This is a genomic window from Mesorhizobium sp. L-2-11 (assembly GCF_016756595.1).
GTDB lineage: Bacteria > Pseudomonadota > Alphaproteobacteria > Rhizobiales > Rhizobiaceae > Mesorhizobium.
The window spans coordinates 3,377,322-3,394,666 of record NZ_AP023257.1 but is presented as its reverse complement, the minus strand read 5'-3'; the positions used below and the strand labels follow the sequence as shown (position 1 = coordinate 3,394,666).

Annotated in this window: 17 protein-coding genes, 1 tRNA gene and 1 pseudogene; 7 read left to right on the top strand and 12 right to left on the bottom strand. The window is 62.2% G+C overall.

All coding sequences use genetic code 11. The annotated features are described in order from the left end of the window. Positions 1-165 precede the first annotated feature (165 nt). Positions 166-248 (top strand) — tRNA-Leu (locus JG739_RS16265). 216 nt (positions 249-464) lie between these two features. On the opposite strand, the gene JG739_RS16260 is transcribed toward JG739_RS16265, so the two are convergent. Further along, positions 465-1,046, bottom strand: a complete 582-nt coding sequence (locus JG739_RS16260; protein ID WP_202362483.1) for a GDYXXLXY domain-containing protein — start codon at positions 1,044-1,046, stop codon at positions 465-467. Beyond that, positions 1,043-2,149 (bottom strand): annotated as a pseudogene (locus tag JG739_RS16255) (DUF2157 domain-containing protein). Before JG739_RS16255 ends, JG739_RS16260 begins: the two are co-directional and overlap by 4 nt. A gap of 236 nt (positions 2,150-2,385) precedes the next feature. Here JG739_RS16255 and JG739_RS16250 point away from each other — a divergent pair. Further along, on the top strand, positions 2,386-2,526 hold the full coding sequence (locus JG739_RS16250; protein WP_202301979.1) for a DUF1127 domain-containing protein: 141 nt from the start codon (positions 2,386-2,388) through the stop codon (positions 2,524-2,526). A 54-nt stretch (positions 2,527-2,580) separates the two neighbouring features. Beyond that, positions 2,581-2,721, top strand: a complete 141-nt coding sequence (locus tag JG739_RS16245) for a DUF1127 domain-containing protein (RefSeq protein ID WP_023802557.1) — start codon at positions 2,581-2,583, stop codon at positions 2,719-2,721. A 364-nt stretch (positions 2,722-3,085) separates the two neighbouring features. Here JG739_RS16245 and JG739_RS16240 read toward each other — a convergent pair whose 3' ends face one another. After that, positions 3,086-3,676, bottom strand: a complete 591-nt coding sequence (locus tag JG739_RS16240; protein WP_244749452.1) for a hypothetical protein — start codon at positions 3,674-3,676, stop codon at positions 3,086-3,088. Between the two features lie 111 nt (positions 3,677-3,787). Between JG739_RS16240 and trmFO the strand changes: the two genes are divergently transcribed. The 3 genes from trmFO to JG739_RS16225 all read left to right on the top strand — a co-directional run bounded on the left by trmFO (position 3,788) and on the right by JG739_RS16225 (position 5,878). Then, positions 3,788-5,197, top strand: a complete 1,410-nt coding sequence (trmFO, locus tag JG739_RS16235) for a methylenetetrahydrofolate--tRNA-(uracil(54)-C(5))-methyltransferase (FADH(2)-oxidizing) TrmFO (protein WP_202362482.1) — start codon at positions 3,788-3,790, stop codon at positions 5,195-5,197. 74 nt (positions 5,198-5,271) lie between these two features. Next, positions 5,272-5,562, top strand: coding sequence for a type II toxin-antitoxin system ParD family antitoxin (locus JG739_RS16230; protein WP_202362481.1), 291 nt, complete (start codon positions 5,272-5,274; stop codon positions 5,560-5,562). Beyond that, entirely contained in the window at positions 5,546-5,878 is a 333-nt protein-coding gene (locus JG739_RS16225) for a type II toxin-antitoxin system RelE/ParE family toxin (RefSeq protein ID WP_202362480.1), read from the top strand. The genes JG739_RS16230 and JG739_RS16225 overlap by 17 nt, the downstream gene beginning before the upstream one ends. An 82-nt stretch (positions 5,879-5,960) precedes the next feature. On the opposite strand, the gene JG739_RS16220 is transcribed toward JG739_RS16225, so the two are convergent. From JG739_RS16220 to yajC, 4 genes are all read right to left on the bottom strand, one after another. Beyond that, entirely contained in the window at positions 5,961-6,812 is an 852-nt protein-coding gene (locus JG739_RS16220) for a phytoene/squalene synthase family protein (RefSeq protein ID WP_202362479.1), read from the bottom strand. A 1-nt stretch (position 6,813) separates the two neighbouring features. After that, a complete protein-coding gene (locus tag JG739_RS16215) occupies positions 6,814-7,203 on the bottom strand; it encodes an Mth938-like domain-containing protein (protein WP_202362478.1) in 390 nt (129 codons plus the stop codon). Between the two features lie 15 nt (positions 7,204-7,218). Further along, positions 7,219-9,771 (bottom strand): protein translocase subunit SecDF, encoded by a 2,553-nt coding sequence (gene secDF, locus JG739_RS16210; RefSeq protein WP_202362477.1) that lies wholly within the window; start codon positions 9,769-9,771, stop codon positions 7,219-7,221. 326 nt (positions 9,772-10,097) lie between these two features. After that, on the bottom strand, positions 10,098-10,436 hold the full coding sequence (gene yajC, locus JG739_RS16205; RefSeq protein ID WP_065007771.1) for a preprotein translocase subunit YajC: 339 nt from the start codon (positions 10,434-10,436) through the stop codon (positions 10,098-10,100). A 275-nt stretch (positions 10,437-10,711) separates the two neighbouring features. Here yajC and JG739_RS16200 point away from each other — a divergent pair, with 275 nt between their 5' ends. Further along, entirely contained in the window at positions 10,712-11,587 is an 876-nt protein-coding gene (locus tag JG739_RS16200) for an ATP-binding protein (protein ID WP_202362476.1), read from the top strand. A gap of 227 nt (positions 11,588-11,814) precedes the next feature. Here the strand turns inward: JG739_RS16200 and JG739_RS16195 are convergent, their stop codons facing one another. The 5 genes from JG739_RS16195 to tatC all read right to left on the bottom strand — a co-directional run bounded on the left by JG739_RS16195 (position 11,815) and on the right by tatC (position 17,329). Continuing rightward, positions 11,815-13,320 carry a peptidoglycan DD-metalloendopeptidase family protein gene (locus tag JG739_RS16195; protein ID WP_202362475.1) on the bottom strand — a complete coding sequence of 502 codons (1,506 nt, stop codon included), beginning with the start codon at positions 13,318-13,320 and terminating at the stop codon, positions 11,815-11,817. 198 nt (positions 13,321-13,518) lie between these two features. Then, positions 13,519-14,184: a protein-L-isoaspartate(D-aspartate) O-methyltransferase gene (locus JG739_RS16190; protein WP_202362474.1), complete on the bottom strand. Its 666-nt coding sequence runs from the start codon at positions 14,182-14,184 to the stop codon at positions 13,519-13,521. After that, positions 14,181-14,939 carry a 5'/3'-nucleotidase SurE gene (gene surE / locus JG739_RS16185; RefSeq protein ID WP_202362473.1) on the bottom strand — a complete coding sequence of 253 codons (759 nt, stop codon included), beginning with the start codon at positions 14,937-14,939 and terminating at the stop codon, positions 14,181-14,183. Before surE ends, JG739_RS16190 begins: the two co-directional genes overlap by 4 nt. Beyond that, a complete protein-coding gene (gene serS, locus JG739_RS16180; RefSeq protein WP_202362472.1) occupies positions 14,939-16,243 on the bottom strand; it encodes a serine--tRNA ligase in 1,305 nt (434 codons plus the stop codon). Before serS ends, surE begins: the two co-directional genes overlap by 1 nt. A 276-nt stretch (positions 16,244-16,519) precedes the next feature. After that, the gene (gene tatC / locus JG739_RS16175; RefSeq protein WP_202367490.1) at positions 16,520-17,329 is read right to left on the bottom strand and encodes a twin-arginine translocase subunit TatC; all 810 of its coding nucleotides are present in this window, start codon (positions 17,327-17,329) and stop codon (positions 16,520-16,522) included. Positions 17,330-17,345 lie beyond the last annotated feature (16 nt).

Here is a 17,345-nt window from a genome sequence, read left to right as displayed (position 1 = left end):
ACCCGGCCGCCGACGAGTTTGTTCGCGCCGCCGTCGCCTACTTTCGACAGAAAGTCCGCGCCGTGGCCGCCGGACGCCAACGCGAGGCCCAAAAACCTCGAGAATCTAAGTGTTGAACTTGTGACATGGGTTGTGACATAGACATGTCACGGTGACACGAAGCCAGCGGGTATGGCGGAATTGGTAGACGCACCAGATTTAGGTTCTGGCGTGAGAACGTGGGGGTTCGAGTCCCTCTACCCGCACCACTGCTCCCCTCGAACAGTGGACTAAGGTTCCAGTACCGGAAGGCGTTGGGGGATCGAGTCCACCTGCGAGGCGATCACGGCCAGAATCGCCATCGCGGCATTCAGGCAGCGGACGGCGCGTGCTTCCTCCGTCCAAATAACTCGTGTTGTCACGAAAATCGCATGTTTGATGCTGTCCGAGCCGGCCACGCTTTCCCAATGCAATCCCGGCCAATTCTAATAGAGCGGTTCCTCGAACAGCATCTTGTCGCCGTCCATCAGCGCCTTGATCTGCGCGGCGCCATCGGCTGCGATTGCGACGCGGACGCCGAACGGCCGCACCCGCATGTCGTTCTGGATCGCCATCCCCTCGCCTTCCGGCAGATAGAAGCGCTCGATTCCGTAATCCGGCGCGATCGTCGCGGCTCCGCTGAGATCCCACCCCTCCGACACATGCCCGACGATATCGACTTCGTCGGATGCTGCCGGCGCCGGCGCTTGCCCGAACCAGGCCGTGGTTGCGCCCCAATAGCCGTCGGCGCCCTGCTTCAGCCTGACCACGATCGGCGTATCGTCGCTCGTCAGCTTGCCGGCCGGGACATTGGCGATCAGCTTCACCGGCAGGCGCGAAATCTGGTAGCCAAGGCGAACAAAGTCGCCGCGCAGCAGATCGCGCGGATCGATCGGCTCGACCCTCAGCAGCACCTGCTTGCCGTCGCGCAGGATCGCAGCCCGGCCGGCGATGATCCAGCTCAGGAAGCCGATCTGGACGAGCGCGAGCACCAGCGCCGAAATGATCAGTCTTTTGCCGGTCATCATGCCGCCGCTCCTTCCACGCTCGAGACCCTCATGCGCTTTTCCACGCGGAGGATGACAAGGGCGAGCAGGCCAAGAAGCACAGCGGCTGCAAGGAAGAAGCCTGCGGTGTCGAGCATCGACTGCAGCATCACCACATAGATGATGGCGAGTTCGAAGGCGAAGCCGGCATAGGCAACCCAGCGCAAGCCCCTGCTCTCGCGGCCGCCCAGCACAATTGCCGCGACAATGCCGGCAAGCGCAATGACCGAGGCAATGCCAAAGCCGCTGTTATTGCCTTCACCGGCCAGTTCGAACTGGACCATCGCCAGGCCGGTGAGAAACCCGATCAGCGCGTGCAAGGGCAGCCGGCCGCCAAGTTGACCCGGTCGACGGGCCCGGCAGCGAAGATCGCAGCCGCGAAAAGCAGCGCCGACACGATAATGAGCGGGACGGCGACCTGCAGCGTTTCGTATTCCGTAAGCAGCAGCACGAGATAGAAGATGACCGACAGGATGATCAGATGCCGCGCCGCCTGGCTGCGGGTCCAGAACGAAATGGCGAACAACACGATCACCATGACGACGAAGAGGTGCGGAAATTTCGTGCGCCTGAAATAATCGAACCCTGTCAGGAACAGCCACGCGTCGGCAATGCCGACAGAAGCGACGGTCAGCGGGTTCGAGCGCAGCGCAATGGCCGCCAAGGCGGTGCCCGCGCCCCAAGTGATCAAGGCCGACGCTTCGTCGCCGGACAAATGGTACATCTGGCTGATCAGCGCGATCGATCCGCCGAATGCCGCTGCGGCGACGATCCAGAGTGCCTCGCCGATTGCAGCATGGTCGCGTGTCTTCAGCACGGCGCCGCCGACATAGCCGGCGATGATAATGGCGAAGAGCGCAGCCACCCGCACCAGCCGCGGAATGGCTTCCCAGTTGGCGGCGACGAAGATCAGCACGGCCGCACCAAAAAGCAACGCCGCTATCATCGCCAGGATCGAGCCGAAGCTCAGTGATCTGCGCTCATAGGCGTCGACGCGTCAGCGCCTCGGCCGTCGAGGCGTCGATCAGGCCAGCCTGCAGCCATCGTGCGATATCGGCCCTGACCCGCGATGAATAGCTCGCCATGCCTTTCTCCCCCAGCTTGGTCGTTTCTTCAGCCGACCCGATCAAACCGTTGACGCTACGGCATTTTCCGATTCGTGCCTATCTATGTCGAAGACGAGAATTGCTGGTGATTGTGCATTGCACAATTTGCATTGCTGCCATGCACCAATAGCGCTTTTAAATCGATATGACCCAACCTATCTTCTGGGCGTACACAAAGACGGAATGATCCGAAAGAAAGACGAAACGAGAATACCATGAACCTGATCCGCAACTACCGCAACTGGCGCCGCTACCGGGACACCGTTTCCGAGCTGAGCCGCCTGAGCAACCGTGAACTGACCGACCTCGGCATCAGCCGCGGCGACATCCACTACGTCGCCCGCAAGGCGGTCTAATCCTCTTCGGACCGCAAATGGTCCGAACCAGTTTGACTCGAAAAGAGAACGACAATGAACCTGATCCGCAACTATCGTAACTGGCGCGTTTATCGCTCGACGGTTACCGAGCTGGGCCGCCTTTCGAACCGCCAGCTGCATGATCTCGGCATCGTCCGCGAAGAGATCAAGAGCATCGCCCGCAAGGCGATCTAGTCAGAATTTCGCCAGGGTCGACCTCCTCCCCGACCCTGACGGATACGGTCAGCCTTCACCTCCTCCCGAGGGTTGACCACAAAAACGGCGCCCGCCGCACCTCCTCCCGCGGCGGGCGCTGTTTAAAGGACGAAACACGTTTCGTCCTGGGGTTTCGCCCCCTTCATAAGGCGAAAGGAATTTCGTCAAAGCCGACCTCCTCCCCGGCGATGGCGAATACGGTCGATCTTCACCTCCTCCCGAGGATCGACCTGCAAAACGACACCCGCCGGACCTCCTCCCCCGGCGGGTGTTGTTGTTTTCAGGATCGACGAGCACTGAGAATCGTTCTGGGAGGATCGTTCTGGCGAGGAAGTCCCTTTCGTCAGTCGAGCGCACCGCTTTCCAGCACGCCCCGCTTCTTCCACTGGCTCAGCGGAAAAATGTCCGGTGCGCCACCCATCGGCGCATACCAGGAATCCACCACCCACTCGGTGCCCTTGCGGTCGCTGATCACCGCCGTCCAGTGGGGATAGCGCCCGTCGACAAGCAAGCCTCGCGAGGCCTTGTCCTCGACCTTGTGGAACCTGAGCAATTTTCGCTCGGCAAGATAGACCAGCAGCGCATGGGTATTGGTCGATTCGTCGACACAATCCATCTGGCCCCTGATGCGCGATGCACCGAATTCCGACTGCGGCAGATCGCGAATGCCGGTGGCCCGGAGAATGCGCTGCTCGAAATAGCGAACAGCCTTCGAAATAGCGGCACGCTCGGCTTGCGGCGAACCGGCGCCGGCACGCAGGATAGAGCGGAAACGCGCGCCGTCACCGGGGCCAAGCGCCAGCATCGTGCGATAGTTGCAACTGTAGCCGTGGCAGATGGGAATCCGCTTGGAAGCTGTCGCGGCCAGGTCGCCGGCGGCCGCTGATCCGCCCACGGCGATCACGACTGTCAGAAATGCCGATCTGGCAAACATCCCGAGCTTCCCGTCCATTCTCCGACAGTAGACAATTTCGGCACTTGGCGGCAACAACGCCGCCGGATCGTGTAATTGCAATCGCAGCGACAAAGGATTATTTCGGCGCTTATGAACAAGAATCCCATTCACGTCATCGGCGGTGGCCTGGCCGGTTCTGAAGCCGCCTGGCAGGCGGCCGAAGCCGGCGTTCCCGTCGTGCTGGATGAAATGCGTCCCATCCGCGGCACCGATGCGCACAAGACGGATGGATTGGCCGAGCTCGTCTGTTCCAATTCCTTCCGCTCCGACGATGCGCAGACCAACGCCGTCGGCCTGCTGCACGCCGAAATGCGGCTGGCCGGTTCGCTGATCATGAGCGCCGGCGACGCGCACCAGGTGCCGGCCGGCGGTGCGCTGGCCGTCGACCGCGACGGGTTTTCCGGAGCGGTGACAGAAAAGCTCGAAGCGCACCCGCTCATCACCATCCAGCGCGAGGAAGTGCCCGGCCTGCCGCCGGCGGATTGGGATCAGGCGATCATCGCCACCGGCCCGCTGACCGCACCTTCGCTCGCCCAATCGATCGCGGAAGCGACCGGCGCCGATGCGCTCGCCTTCTTCGATGCCATCGCGCCGATCGTCCATTTCGACACGATCGACATGGACATCTGCTGGTTCCAGTCGCGCTACGACAAGGTCGGGCCCGGCGGCACCGGCAAGGATTACATCAACTGTCCGATGGACAAGGAGCAATATCTCGCCTTCGTGCAGGCGCTTGTCGACGGCCAAAAGACCGAATTCAAGCAATGGGAAGGCACGCCCTATTTCGACGGCTGCCTGCCGATCGAGATCATGGCCGAGCGCGGCGTCGAGACGCTGCGTCATGGGCCGATGAAACCGATGGGGTTGACCAATGCGCACAATCCGTCGGTAAAGGCCTATGCCGTCGTCCAGCTTCGCCAGGACAATGCGCTGGGCACGCTCTACAACATGGTCGGCTTCCAGACCAAGCTGAAGCACGCCGAGCAGGTGCGCGTGTTCCGCACCATCCCGGGCCTCGAAAACGCCGAGTTTGCCCGCCTCGGCGGCCTGCACCGCAACACCTATATCAATTCGCCGACGCTGCTGGACCACTCGCTGCAGTTGAAATCACGGCCCGGCCTGCGCTTCGCCGGCCAGATCACCGGCTGCGAGGGCTATGTCGAAAGTGCCGCCATCGGCCTGCTTGCCGGGCGCTTTGCCGCCGCCGAGCGGTTGGGCCACGCGCCGGCGCTGCCGCCGATGACCACAGCCTTTGGCGCGCTGCTCAACCATATTACCGGCGGTCACATCGTTTCCGACGACGAGCCGGGAAAGCGCTCGTTCCAGCCGATGAACATCAATTTCGGCTTGTTCCCTCCGGTGGAAGCCCCGAAAGCCGAGGGAAAACGCCTGCGCGGCAAAGACAAGACCGTCGCCAGGCGGCGTGCCATCACATCGCGTGCGTTGGCTGATTGCCGGGAATGGCTGGGGCTGCCTTCGCGGGCTGAAGCAGCGGAGTAGCCCTTTTCCGCACTTGTCGGTCAGCTGATCGGAGAGTAGGATATTATCCTACCTCCATCACAGGGAGCAATTCCATGGAGCCCGCCGAGAAACTGTCCGTCACCGTCACGCCAGCCATGGCGCGCATGATCCGCGAAAAGGTCGAGGACGGCTCCTTCGGATCGGCGAGCGAGGTCATCCGCGCAGCACTTCGCGCCTTCCAGCGCGACGAGGAAGAGCATGCCGAGCGCATGGCGTCGATCAGGGCGCGCGTCAAGGCCTCGATTGAAGATACGAGACCGAACCTTTCTGGCGAGGAGGTTCGCGACCGTCTTAGGGGATTTTTCGCGCAGTATTCGAGCCGCGCCGATGATTCGGCGGCTTGAGGTCGAGTATCGCGAAAGCGCCAGCGGTGATCTGGCAGCAATATTCAGACACATCGCCGAGGCTAGCGGAAGTGCTGATATCGCACTGAAATTCGTTCTGCGTATCGAAGACCGCTGCCAAAACATCGGCAATGCCCCTCGCGGTGGCCGCAGGCGCGACGACATCGTGCCAGGATTGCGAACAGTTCCGTTCGAGCATTCTGCCGTCATCGCTTACGTCATCGAAGGCGATCTCGTCCGCATTGTGAACATCTTCTACGGCGGTCGCGACTATGAGACGCTGATGCGCGATGGCGGATCGAGCGATCCATCATGATGGACAGTTACCCACCCAGATCAACGATCGCGGCGGGAGCCCCGGTTTTCCATCTCTAAGGTTCCTTCATACTTGTCAGCCTTCAGGCGACCGGCCAGCCTCGCGTTGCGCGGCGCAACAGCAGCCAATGCAGGCGCCAGGCCGAGAGCCGCGCCACGCCGTTCAGAGGTGACTGACGAGAAATTTCCATCTTGCCGAGATAGGCGCGCGACAAGGCCAGCGGCAAAAATGCTGGTCTGAGCGAATCCGGCAACGCCGATGCACCCTGCTCGAATGCCGCAAGATGTTCTTGCGCCAGCGCGATCATCGCGGCGACGGCGCGTTGCGCTCCAGGCCCGTCATCGCCCGCAACAAACTCATCGGACGACGACCCTGCCGCGGCGAGAATGTCGGCCGGGACAAAGCACTGCCCGCGCTTGCGGTGCAATGGCAGCAGCAGCAAAAGGCCGGTCATCGCTTGTGCACATCCTGCCCTGCCCGCAAGCTCGGCGAAACGCGGCGCTTCGACGGGATCGAGCACCATCGCTGCAAGCTGGATGAGCGCCGCTGCGGTTTCGCCGCAATAGCCTTCCAGATCGGTGCGCGACGGCATGGGATCGTCGTAGAGATCGAAAATACGGGCTTCGAGCATGTTCTCGAAGGCGGGTTTCGGCAGGCGGTGGGCGGAAATCGTCGCCTTCAACGCGTCGGCAACGGGATGGCCGGTGCCTGCCCCGGTGTCCCCGGCTGCGATGACATCGCGCCACCATTGCAGCCGCACTTCCCCCGGCAGAGCCTCGCGGATACGGTCGCGAATGCCTGATATCTCGGCATTGAAGGCATAGAGCGAAAACAGCGCGTCACGCTTGTCCTCGGGGGCATAGAGCGCGCAGACATAGCGGTCATGATCGGCGGCGCGCACCGTTTCCCTGACGATTTTGGCGTTTTCGCTCACGTCACTCGACGGCAATCAGCGCGGCGGCCACCGCGCGGTTTTCCGCCAGAAGAACATTGTAGGTCCGCACGGCAGCACCAGTCGACATCGGATCGGCCGCAACACCCGCCGCCTTCAGCGCAGCACGCAGCGCCGCCGGCAACGGCCTGAGATCCTTGCCGGCGCCGACCAGCAAGATCTCGACCTTGTCAGCCTCGTTGAGCAGCTTGGCGAAATCCGCCGCCGTCAGCGCCAGGGGATCGGCCGGCTCCCAGCCATAGATGCCCGACGGCAGGCACAGGAGCGAGCCGCGATGCGACATGTCGGCGAAGCGAAACCCGCCATTGCCATAGGCCTCGATCGGCGCCCGGCCGGGGAAATGCGCTTCACGGATGACAATGCCTTTGGTCATCCCGTTGGCCGCCCGTCAGCTTGCCATGGCTTTGCCGCCGCTCACCGGCTTCTCCACATCGGCCGTCGCAGTCTCCGGACGAAGCTTGAACAGGATGAGCAATGGCGCGGCGATGAAGATCGACGAATAGGTACCGAAGACGACGCCGAACAGCATTGCCAGGGTGAACGAGCGGATCACCTCGCCGCCGAACAGCACCAGCGCCAGCAGCGCCAGCATCGTCGTCACCGAGGTCAGCGTCGTTCGCGACAGCGTCTCGTTGATGGCGTTGTTCAACAATTGCGGCAGCGGCATCCGCTTGTATTTTCGCAAGTCTTCGCGAACACGGTCATAGACGACGATCGTGTCATTGAGCGAATAGCCGATGATGGTGAGTATCGCCGCAAGAGACGATTGGTTGAATTCGAGACCGGTGATGACGAAGAAGCCGATCGTCATGACCACATCGTGGACCGTGGCGATAATGGCGCCGACCGCGAACTGCCATTCGAAGCGGAACCAGACATAGACCAGGATTCCGAGCAGCGCGATCAGCATGGCTATGGTGCCTTGCTTGGCGAGTTCGCCGGAAACCGTCGGCCCCACCACTTCGACACGGCGGAAATCGTAATGGTCCTGCAACTCGCCGCGCACCTTGTCGATGACGGTCTGTTCGGCGTTCTCGCCGCCCTCCTGCGTGCCGACGCGGATCAAGACGTCGTTCGGGTCGCCGAACTGCTGCACCTGCACTTCACCGATGTTGAGTTCCGAAAGCCTGCCGCGGATGTCGGCAATGTCGGCGGTGCCATCCTTGGCCTGCACCTCGATCAGCGAACCGCCCTTGAAGTCGATGCCGTAGTTGATGTCGACGGTCATGAACAGCACGACCGCCAGGATCGACAGCACGCTGGACAGCGCGAATGTCCAGCGGCGGATGCCCATGAACGGAATTCGCGTGCCCGCCGGGACGAAGGTCACCGGCGCGCGCGGCAACTCCTTCGGGCGGGCGCGGCGAAGCCAGATCGACACCAGCAGGCGGGTGAAGGTGAAGGCGGTGAAGACGGTGGTCAGAATGCCGATGGCGAAGGTTACGGCAAAGCCCTTGACCGGCCCGGTCCCCAGCCAGAACAGCACCACGGTTGCGATCAGCGAGGTGACGTTCGAATCGACGATCGTCGCCAGCGCTTTGGAAAAGCCCGTGTCGATCGCCTGGATGACCGAGCGACCGTTTCGTCGCTCCTCGCGGATGCGCTCGTAGATGAGGACGTTTGAATCGACCGCCATGCCGATGGTCAGCACGATGCCGGCGATGCCTGGCAATGTCAGTGTCGCGCCAAGCAACGACAACAACGCGATGATCATCGCCACATGCACCGCCAGCGCGATATTGGCAATGAAGCCGAGAAAGCCATAGGCCACGAACATGAACACGACGACGAGTATGGAGCCGATCACGCCGGCGACCTTGCCGGCGTGAATGGAATCCTCGCCGAGCCCAGGGCCTACCGTGCGCTCTTCGATCACCGTCAGCGTCGCCGGCAGCGCGCCGGCACGCAACAGCACGGCGAGGTCGTTGGCACTCTCGGCGGTGAAATTGCCTGAGATCTGGCCGCTGCCGCCAAGGATCGGTTCGCGGATCTGCGGCGCCGAAATCACCTGATTGTCGAGGATGATGGCAAACAGCTTGCCGACATTCTGCGAGGTGGCCTGGCCGAAACGCGCCGCCCCCTTGGAATCAAAGGTGAACGAAACCACCGGCTCATTGGTCTGGGAATTGTACGTCGCCTGCGCATCGACGAGATTCTCGCCAGAAACGATGACGCGGTTCTCGATCAGATAGGGAACCGGCGGATCATCTTGGGAATACAACACCGAGGATCCGGCCGGCGGACGACCGTTGAGCGCGTCCTGCACCGGCATCGACTGGTCGACCATCTGGAAAGTCAGCTTGGCGGTCTGGCCTAGAATATCCTTCAGCCGTTGCGGATCCTGCAGGCCCGGCACCTGGACCAGAATGCGGTCGTCGCCTTGGCGTTGCACGATCGGCTCGGTGGTGCCGAGTTCGTTGACGCGGCGCTCGACGACTTCGAGCGACTGCGCCAGCGCCGTCGACGTGCGATACTTGATGCCGGCATCGGTGAAGGCAAATTTGAGCAGGCCGGGCTCGGAATCATCCAACGACATTTCCTGGACGGAGCCGCCGCTGAACAGGCCGGCGGCCACCGGGTCTGTCAATGTCTTCAGCGCCGTCTTGGCAGCTTCGACCTGACCGGGGTCGGTGATGCGGACCTGCACGGCCCGGCCTGATCCGGCAAGGCCGGTATAACCGATCTTGGCATCGCGCAGCCGCGTCCTGATTTCGTCGCGCGTCGTCTCCAGCCGATCCTTGATCAGATCGTTCGGATCCATCCTGAGCAGGATATGCGAGCCGCCCTGCAGATCGAGGCCGAGCGTCATCTGGCGCTTCGGCACCCAGTCGGGAAGCTTGGCGAGCGTGCTTGCCGAAAAAAGATTGGGCGCAGCGAGGATCACTGTGGCGGCCACGGCCAGCCAGATCAGGATCATCTTGAAGCGCGAGAAATAGAGCATAAGGCGTCGTCCGTCACGGCGTTCGGGCGGATCGTTCCGCCTGGAATTGGGTTATTTCTAGGCGCTCTGGTTCGCCCTGGCGAGCCGTGGTCCGCACATAGGTTGATGTCGAGCACAAGGCAGTTCACTTTGATGCTGCCATCGGGCTTTCTTCAACTATTGTCAATCTTGCCGGCATGGGACCAGCGCACAATGGCATCACGAGATCGTTGGCGCCCCGTGATACCGGCGGTCAGCCAGATCAGAGTCGTCCTGAAGCGCGAAAATACAGCAAATGGCGTTGCCGGACGGGGCGATCCTGGGGAAACGTTGTGCCGACAATCCGTTTATTTCTTGGCGTTCTGGTTCGCCACTGGCTCGCCCTTGACGCGCACATCGGCAATCGTCGAACGCAGCGCCGTTACCTTGGTGCCACCGCCGAGATCGATCTCGAGCTCGTTGTCGTCGATGACCTTGGTCACCTTGCCGACGAAACCGCCGCCGGTGATGACCGTATCGCCGCGGCGAACCGCCGCCAGCATCTCGCCACGCTTTTTCAACTGCGTGCGCTGCGGCCGGATGATCAGAAAATACATGATCACAAAAATCAGGACAAACGGCAAAATGCTGATGAACATATCCGGGGAGGTGCCGACGCCTTGGGCATATGCCGGGGTCACGAACATCGAAGTACTCCTGAATTTTGAAAAACAGCCGCCAAACGGGTAATTTGGCGGCCCCGTGAAATTTGGCCGGAATATAGTCGGTAAAGTTGCCAATGCAACTGCGACCGAGCATTTCAGCTGCTTTTCCGGCTGGTTGAGCCGTGTTAGAGCATGGTCCCGAAGGATGGAGCGCGGTTCTCAAAAAAGATCGTGCCCTAACAAAAGGTTGGAGCCGGTTCCGAAACCGCCGGAATCGATAGGTTCCGTTGCTCTTAATGCAAAAACAAAAGACAAGAATGACCGACAGCACCATCGAAGCCCTGAACAGGAAGCTCGACCGCCTGATCGAGGCGGTCGCCCGCCTCGCCCCGCCCCCGGTGCCGGAAACCGATCTCGGCCGGGCCGACTGCTTCGTCTGGCAGGCTGATCCCGGCTATCTGGAGCCGGTGCGCAAGGTCAACCGGGTCGACATCGGCCTGATCCGCGGCGTCGACCGCGTCCGCGACATACTGGTCGACAACACCGAGCGTTTCGCCTCCGGTTACGCCGCCAACAACGTGCTGTTGTGGGGCGCACGCGGCATGGGAAAATCCTCGCTGGTCAAGGCCGTACATGCGGCGGTCAACGCATCGGCAAAGCTGGATTTGCCACTCAAGCTCATCGAGATCCACCGCGAGGACATCGACACGCTGCCGAAGCTGATGGCGCTGCTGAAGGCAGCGCCTTACCGTTTCATCCTGTTTTGCGACGACCTCTCCTTCGACCACGACGACACATCCTACAAGTCGCTGAAGGCGGCGCTCGAAGGCGGAGTCGAGGGCCGCCCGGCCAATGTGATCTTCTACGCCACGTCGAACCGGCGCCACCTTTTGCCGCGCGACATGATCGACAATGAGCGCTCGACCGCCATCAACCCGTCGGAAGCGGTCGAGGAAAAAGTCTCGCTCTCCGACCGTTTCGGGCTATGGCTCGGCTTCCACAAATGCTCGCAGGACGAGTATCTCGACATGATCGACGGATATGTCCGCCATCACGGACTCGCCATCGATCCCGAGACGCTGCGCGCCGAGGCGCTGGAATGGGCGACGACGCGCGGCAGCCGTTCGGGTCGCGTCGCCTGGCAGTACACCCAGGATCTGGCAGGCCGGCTCGGCAAGTCGCTGCAGGATTAGACCATGATCCCGAACCGAAGGTCAGCGCAGCAAAAAGTGGAGCCCGGTTTTTTCGGAGAAGATCATGGTCCGGAAAAGCCACTGAAAAAGCCCGCCCCTTGCGGAGCGGGCTGAGCCGGCGGGCCGGACTGGAGGTCAGGCGGCCCGCAATCGCTTTTCTTGTTCTATTCAAGATAGGTCGAAGGATCGTCTTGCCTACTCAAGGTAGGTCGAAGGATCGACTTTCTTCATTCAAGATAGGTCGAAGGATCGACCGGCGCCGAATTCTTGCGCACTTCGAAATGCAGTTTCGGCGAGTCGGTGGTGCCGCTCATGCCGGACTGCGCGATTTCCTGGCCGCGCTTGACCTTCTGGCCGCGCTGGACCTCGATCGAACGGGCGTGGCCATAGACTGTGACCAAACCGTTCTCGTGGCGCACCAGCACCGTGTTGCCGAATTCCTTGAGGCCATCGCCGGCATAGATGACGACGCCGTTCTCGGCCGCCTTGACTGGCGTTCCTTCCGGCACGGCGATGTCGACACCGTCCTTGCCGCCGCCAAAGCTGGAGATCACGCGGCCGCGCACCGGCCAGCGCATCTTGCCGATACCGGTGGCATTTGGCGCGACCGCGTCGTCGTCCTCGGCCTGCTGGATGAGCTTCGCATCCTTCTTCGGCGGCGTGTAGGCGGCGAGCGTCTCCGACGGCGTGGTCTTTGGCGCAGGCGGGGTGGTGGCAGTCGTAACCGGATCGACCTTTGCCGGCCTGGCGCTGGCAACTGTCGCGGTGCCGCCGGCCGGCACCTTCAATGTCTGGCCGATCTTGAGCAGACCGTCCTGCATGCCGTTCGCCTGCTTCAACGCAACCACGCCGACGCCGGTCTTCCTGGCGATGGCCGACAGCGTATCACCCTGCTGGACGGTATAGGACCCACCGGCACCAGCCGCCTTGGGTGCGGCGTCCTTCGGCTGGCTTGCCGCGGCCGATGCATCCACCTGCGCGGCGGACTTGCCCTCCTTGAGCTTGGGCTGCTGCGGCAGCACGGCCACCATCTCCGGCGCCTTGGCCGGCAAATCGTGTTTGGTGTCGTTCGCGGGCTTGGCGTCGGCAAGCTTCGGCGCCGGTTTCTTGCCCGAATAGGCATAGGCCGGAATGACAATCTTCTGGCCAGTCTTCAGCCCGTTGGTCGCGCTTAGCCCATTGACCTTCATCAGCGCGTCGGCGGGCACGCCGTAGCGCCGCGACAGGCCGGAAATTGTCTCGCCGTCCTTGACGATGATCTCGGCTGCACGCGGTTCGCCGCTCGCCGTCGCCATGCGCGGAGCATCGGGCCGTGACTCTTTGAACGGCTTTGCCACGGTTGCGGTCGCAGTCCGGTCGACCCGGGGAGCGGCTGGCGCCGTAGCGGTGCGAGCCGGACGGGCGGCGGGCGCCGACGCGGTAGCTGGCTGCGCCTGATCGACCGGCGGCAATTGCTGCGTCGTGACCGGTTCAAGGCTTGAACGGCTTACCGACTGGGTGTGGCTGCCGTCGAGCGGCGCAGCCGAAACCGCGGCATCGCCGGGATATGGCTGGGCGGCATCCTGCTTGTCGATGATGGCGCGCTGGTTGTTTGTGGACGACGTGAAGACGTCGTCGACGCTGTTGAACCGCGAGACTTGGGAACTGCATCCCGCCGCGGTGCCCGCAACCATCAGGACGGCGATACCCCGCGCCAGGTTGCGTCCGTTTGCCTTCAAAATACTGAATTGCATCGCATTTACCCGCAGATACCCGGTACAGACTGACCGTGATTAAAGCGCGTTAATGTTACCGGCCGGTTAAACCTCTAGAATCAGACGCAAATTTTCTTAAAATATTTAAAGCTGCACGAACGGGTGTGATTCAGCTCAGGTAAGCCGGAGACCGACCAGACAGGTGAGTTGCGGGCATCACCTGAACATCGACAGATCCTAGATGACGGCGGCTACGCTGCGCAGGATCGGCTGCAGGCGTACCAGACCGATGTCCTCGCGTTCGAAGCGGCTGCCGACCTTGGTCAGTTTGGCCAGCACCTGCTCGCCCTCCTCGGGTCCGATCGGGGCGATGACGATGCCGCCGCTCGACAATTGATCAAGCAGGAAGCGCGGCAGGCTGTCGAAGGCCGCCCATGCGACGATACGGTCGAACGGCGCTTCATTGGCCAGTCCGTTGGAGCCGTCCGCCTGGCGCACGATGACATTGCCGATGCCGAGCGCCTCGAAGCGCTGTTTGGCCTGCTCGACCAGCGTCTTGTAGCGGTCGATGGTGACGACGCGCGCGGCGAGCCGCGACATCACCGCTGCCGTGTAGCCTGACCCGGTGCCGATCTCGAGCACCCGGTTGCCCGGTTCGATGGCAAGTGCTGCGATCACCGCGGCTTGCAGATCGGCGCCCTCGATCGCCTCGCCGCATTCGATCGGCAGCATGCGGTCCGACCAGGCGATCGGATGGAACTGTGCGGCCAGGAAGCCGCGCCGCGGCGTCGCCTCGAAGGCGGCGATCAGCGCCTTCGGCACCACACCCTTGCCACGCAGGCGGAGCAGGAAAGCGGCGAAGCCTTCGCGGTCATCGACCGTCGGACCATGGTTCAGGTTCATGCGAGCGCCTTGGTCAGTTGATCGCGAATTTCATGCGCTGTGAGATCGAGCTGCAGCGGTGTCACCGACACCTGCCGGTTGCGCATGGCATGGAGATCAGTGCCTTGCTTGCCCTCGACCAGCTCGCGGCCGAAGCGCAGCCAGTAATAGGGAAGCCCGCGGCCGTCGCGGCGCTCGTCGACCCACAGGCTGTGGACGAGCTTGCCTTGCGAGGTGACGACCGTGCCGGCGATCTCTTCGGGAAGGCAATTCGGAAAATTGACGTTGAGCAGCACGCCATCCGGCAGCGGCATGGCGACCAGCTTTTTGAGCAGCGCCGGCGCCAGCGCCTCGGTGGTTTCGTAAGGGACGAGGCGATCCTCGCCGACATAGGAATAAGCCTGGCTGAGCGCGATCGATCGCACGCCGAGCAGCGCGCCTTCCATGGCGCCGGCAACGGTGCCCGAATAGGTGACGTCGTCGGCGATGTTGGCGCCGGAATTGACCCCGGAAAGGATCAGGTCTGGCGCTGCGGGCAGGATCTTTTTCACGCCCATGATGACGCAGTCGGTCGGCGTGCCGCGCACGGCAAAGTGCTTTTCGCCGATCTTTCTCAGGCGCAGCGGCTCCGAGATCGACAGCGAATGCGCGTAGCCGGACTGGTCCTGCTCCGGCGCCACCACCCAGACATCGTCCGACAGCGTGCGGGCGATGCGTTCGAGCGATGCAAGGCCCTCGGCATGGATGCCGTCATCATTGGTTAGGAGGATGCGCATTATCTCGATTCGATCTTTTCCAGACCGCCCATGTAAGGCCGAAGCGCTTCAGGAATGGTTACGCTGCCATCCTCATTCTGGTAGTTTTCGATGACAGCAATAAGAGCGCGGCCGACGGCGGTGCCGGAACCGTTCAGCGTGTGGGCGAAGCGGTTGCCCTTGCCGTCCTTGTCCTTGTAGCGGGCATCCATGCGCCGCGCCTGGAAATCGCCACAGACCGAGCAGGACGAAATCTCGCGATAGGCGTTCTGGCCCGGCAGCCAGACCTCGATGTCATAGGTCTTGCCCGCGCCAAAGCCCATGTCACCAGTGCACAGCGTCACCGTGCGGAACGGCAGGCCGAGCCGCTTCAGCACTTCCTCGGCGCATTCGGTCATCCGCTCGTGCTCGGCAAGCGAGGTGTCCTGGTCGGTGATCGACACAAGTTCGACCTTGTAGAACTGGTGCTGGCGCAGCATGCCACGCGTGTCACGCCCGGCCGAGCCCGCTTCCGAGCGGAAGCACGGCGTCAGCGCGGTATAGCGCAGAGGCAGTTTCTCATGCGGCGTGATGTCTTCGCGCACAAGATTGGTCAGCGGCACTTCGGCGGTGGGAATGAGGCCAAGCCTGCCATCTCCACGCGAGGCGAAGAACAGATCCTCCTCGAACTTCGGCAGTTGCCCGGTACCGAAAAGAGCTTCGTCGCGCACCATCAGCGGCGGCTGGATCTCCTGGTAGCCATGCTCGGTCGTATGCAGGTCCAGCATGAACTGGCCGAGCGCGCGCTCCATCCGTGCCAGTCCGCCCTTGAGCACGGTGAACCGCGAACCGGACAGTTTCACCGCCCGCTCAAAATCCATCATGCCGAGCGCTTCGCCGATCTCGAAATGCTCCTTCACCCAGTTCGGGCGAGCCGGCACATTGCCGACGATGCGCTTGACGACGTTGTCGTGCTCGTCCTTGCCGACCGGCACATCGTCGAGCGGCACGTTGGGCAGCACCGCCAAAGCGTCGTTCAGCGCCTTGTCGAGCTCGCGTTCGCGCGCCTCGCCGTTCTGGATGAAGGCCTTGATCTCGCCAACCTCAGCTTTCAGTCTTTCGGCAAGGGCGGCATCGCCCGAGCGCATGGCGTTGCCGATTTCTCTCGAGGCGGCATTGCGGCGCTCCTGCCTGGTCTGCAGTTCGGTCAGATGTTCGCGCCGCGCCTCGTCCCTGGCGATCAGATCATCGACAGTGGACTGTGCCTCCGCAGCCGGCCACGAGCGCTTCTGGAGCGCCTCGACAAGGGCCTTCGGATTGTCACGAATCCATTTGATGTCAAGCATGGTTTTTTCGTCCTCAAGTAGGCTAGAGGGGCGTAAACCGCATCCTTGACCGATGCAAGATGTGAACATCGAGTTCCCTCGCGCCCCCCTTTGTCCTGCCGGACATCTCCCCCACGGGTGGGGAGATCGGCTGTCATCACGACTTTCGCCAATCTCCAGAATCCAAGAAGTGAGCCGTCGGCGAAGCTGCCATTCTCCCTCCTTGTGGGGGAGATGTCCGGCAGGACAGAGGGGGGCGCTGTCCCGCAAACCTGAAAATAATGGCCTCAGGCCAGCCTAGGTCGACGACGCGTCCGCCGACTTTTCGGCCGCCGCTTCCGCAGCCTCCCGCTTCTCGCGCGCCAGACGTTCCCGTTCCTTGCTGCGCTCGATCAGCCGGGCCGACCAGATCGAGACCTCGTAGAGAAGGATCGTGGGAACGGCCAGACCGATCTGGCTTATCGGGTCGGGCGGCGTCAGGATAGCCGCGACGACGAAGGCGATGACGATTGCCCATTTGCGCTTTTCGACCAGCGCCTCGGACGACAGCATGCCCACCCGCGTCATCAGGCTGGTCACCACCGGCAACTGGAACACCAGCCCGAAGGAGAAGATCAGCGTCATGATCAGGCTGAGATATTCCGACACTTTCGGCAGCAGCGAAATCTGCACCTGGTCGTCGGTGCCGGTCTGCTGCATGGCGAGGAAGAACCACATCACCATCGGCGTGAAGAAGAAATAGACCAACGACGCGCCCATCAGGAACAGGATCGGCGAAGCGATCAGGAACGGCAGGAAGGCGTTGCGTTCATTCTTGTAGAGGCCGGGCGCGATGAATTTGTAGATCTGCGTGGCGATCAGCGGAAAGGCGATCACCATGCCACCGAACATCGCCAGCTTGACCTGGGTGAAGAAGAATTCCTGCGGCGCCGTGTAGATCAGTTCGACCTTGAGCGGGTCGAGCCCTGCCCATTGCGTCGCCCATTTGAATGGGATGACCAACAGGTTGAACAACTGCTTGGCGAAGAAGAAGCAGAACAGGAAGGCGACGAAGAACCCGCCGATCGACCACATCAGCCGCCGGCGCAACTCGATCAGATGTTCCATCAGCGGAGCCGCCGAC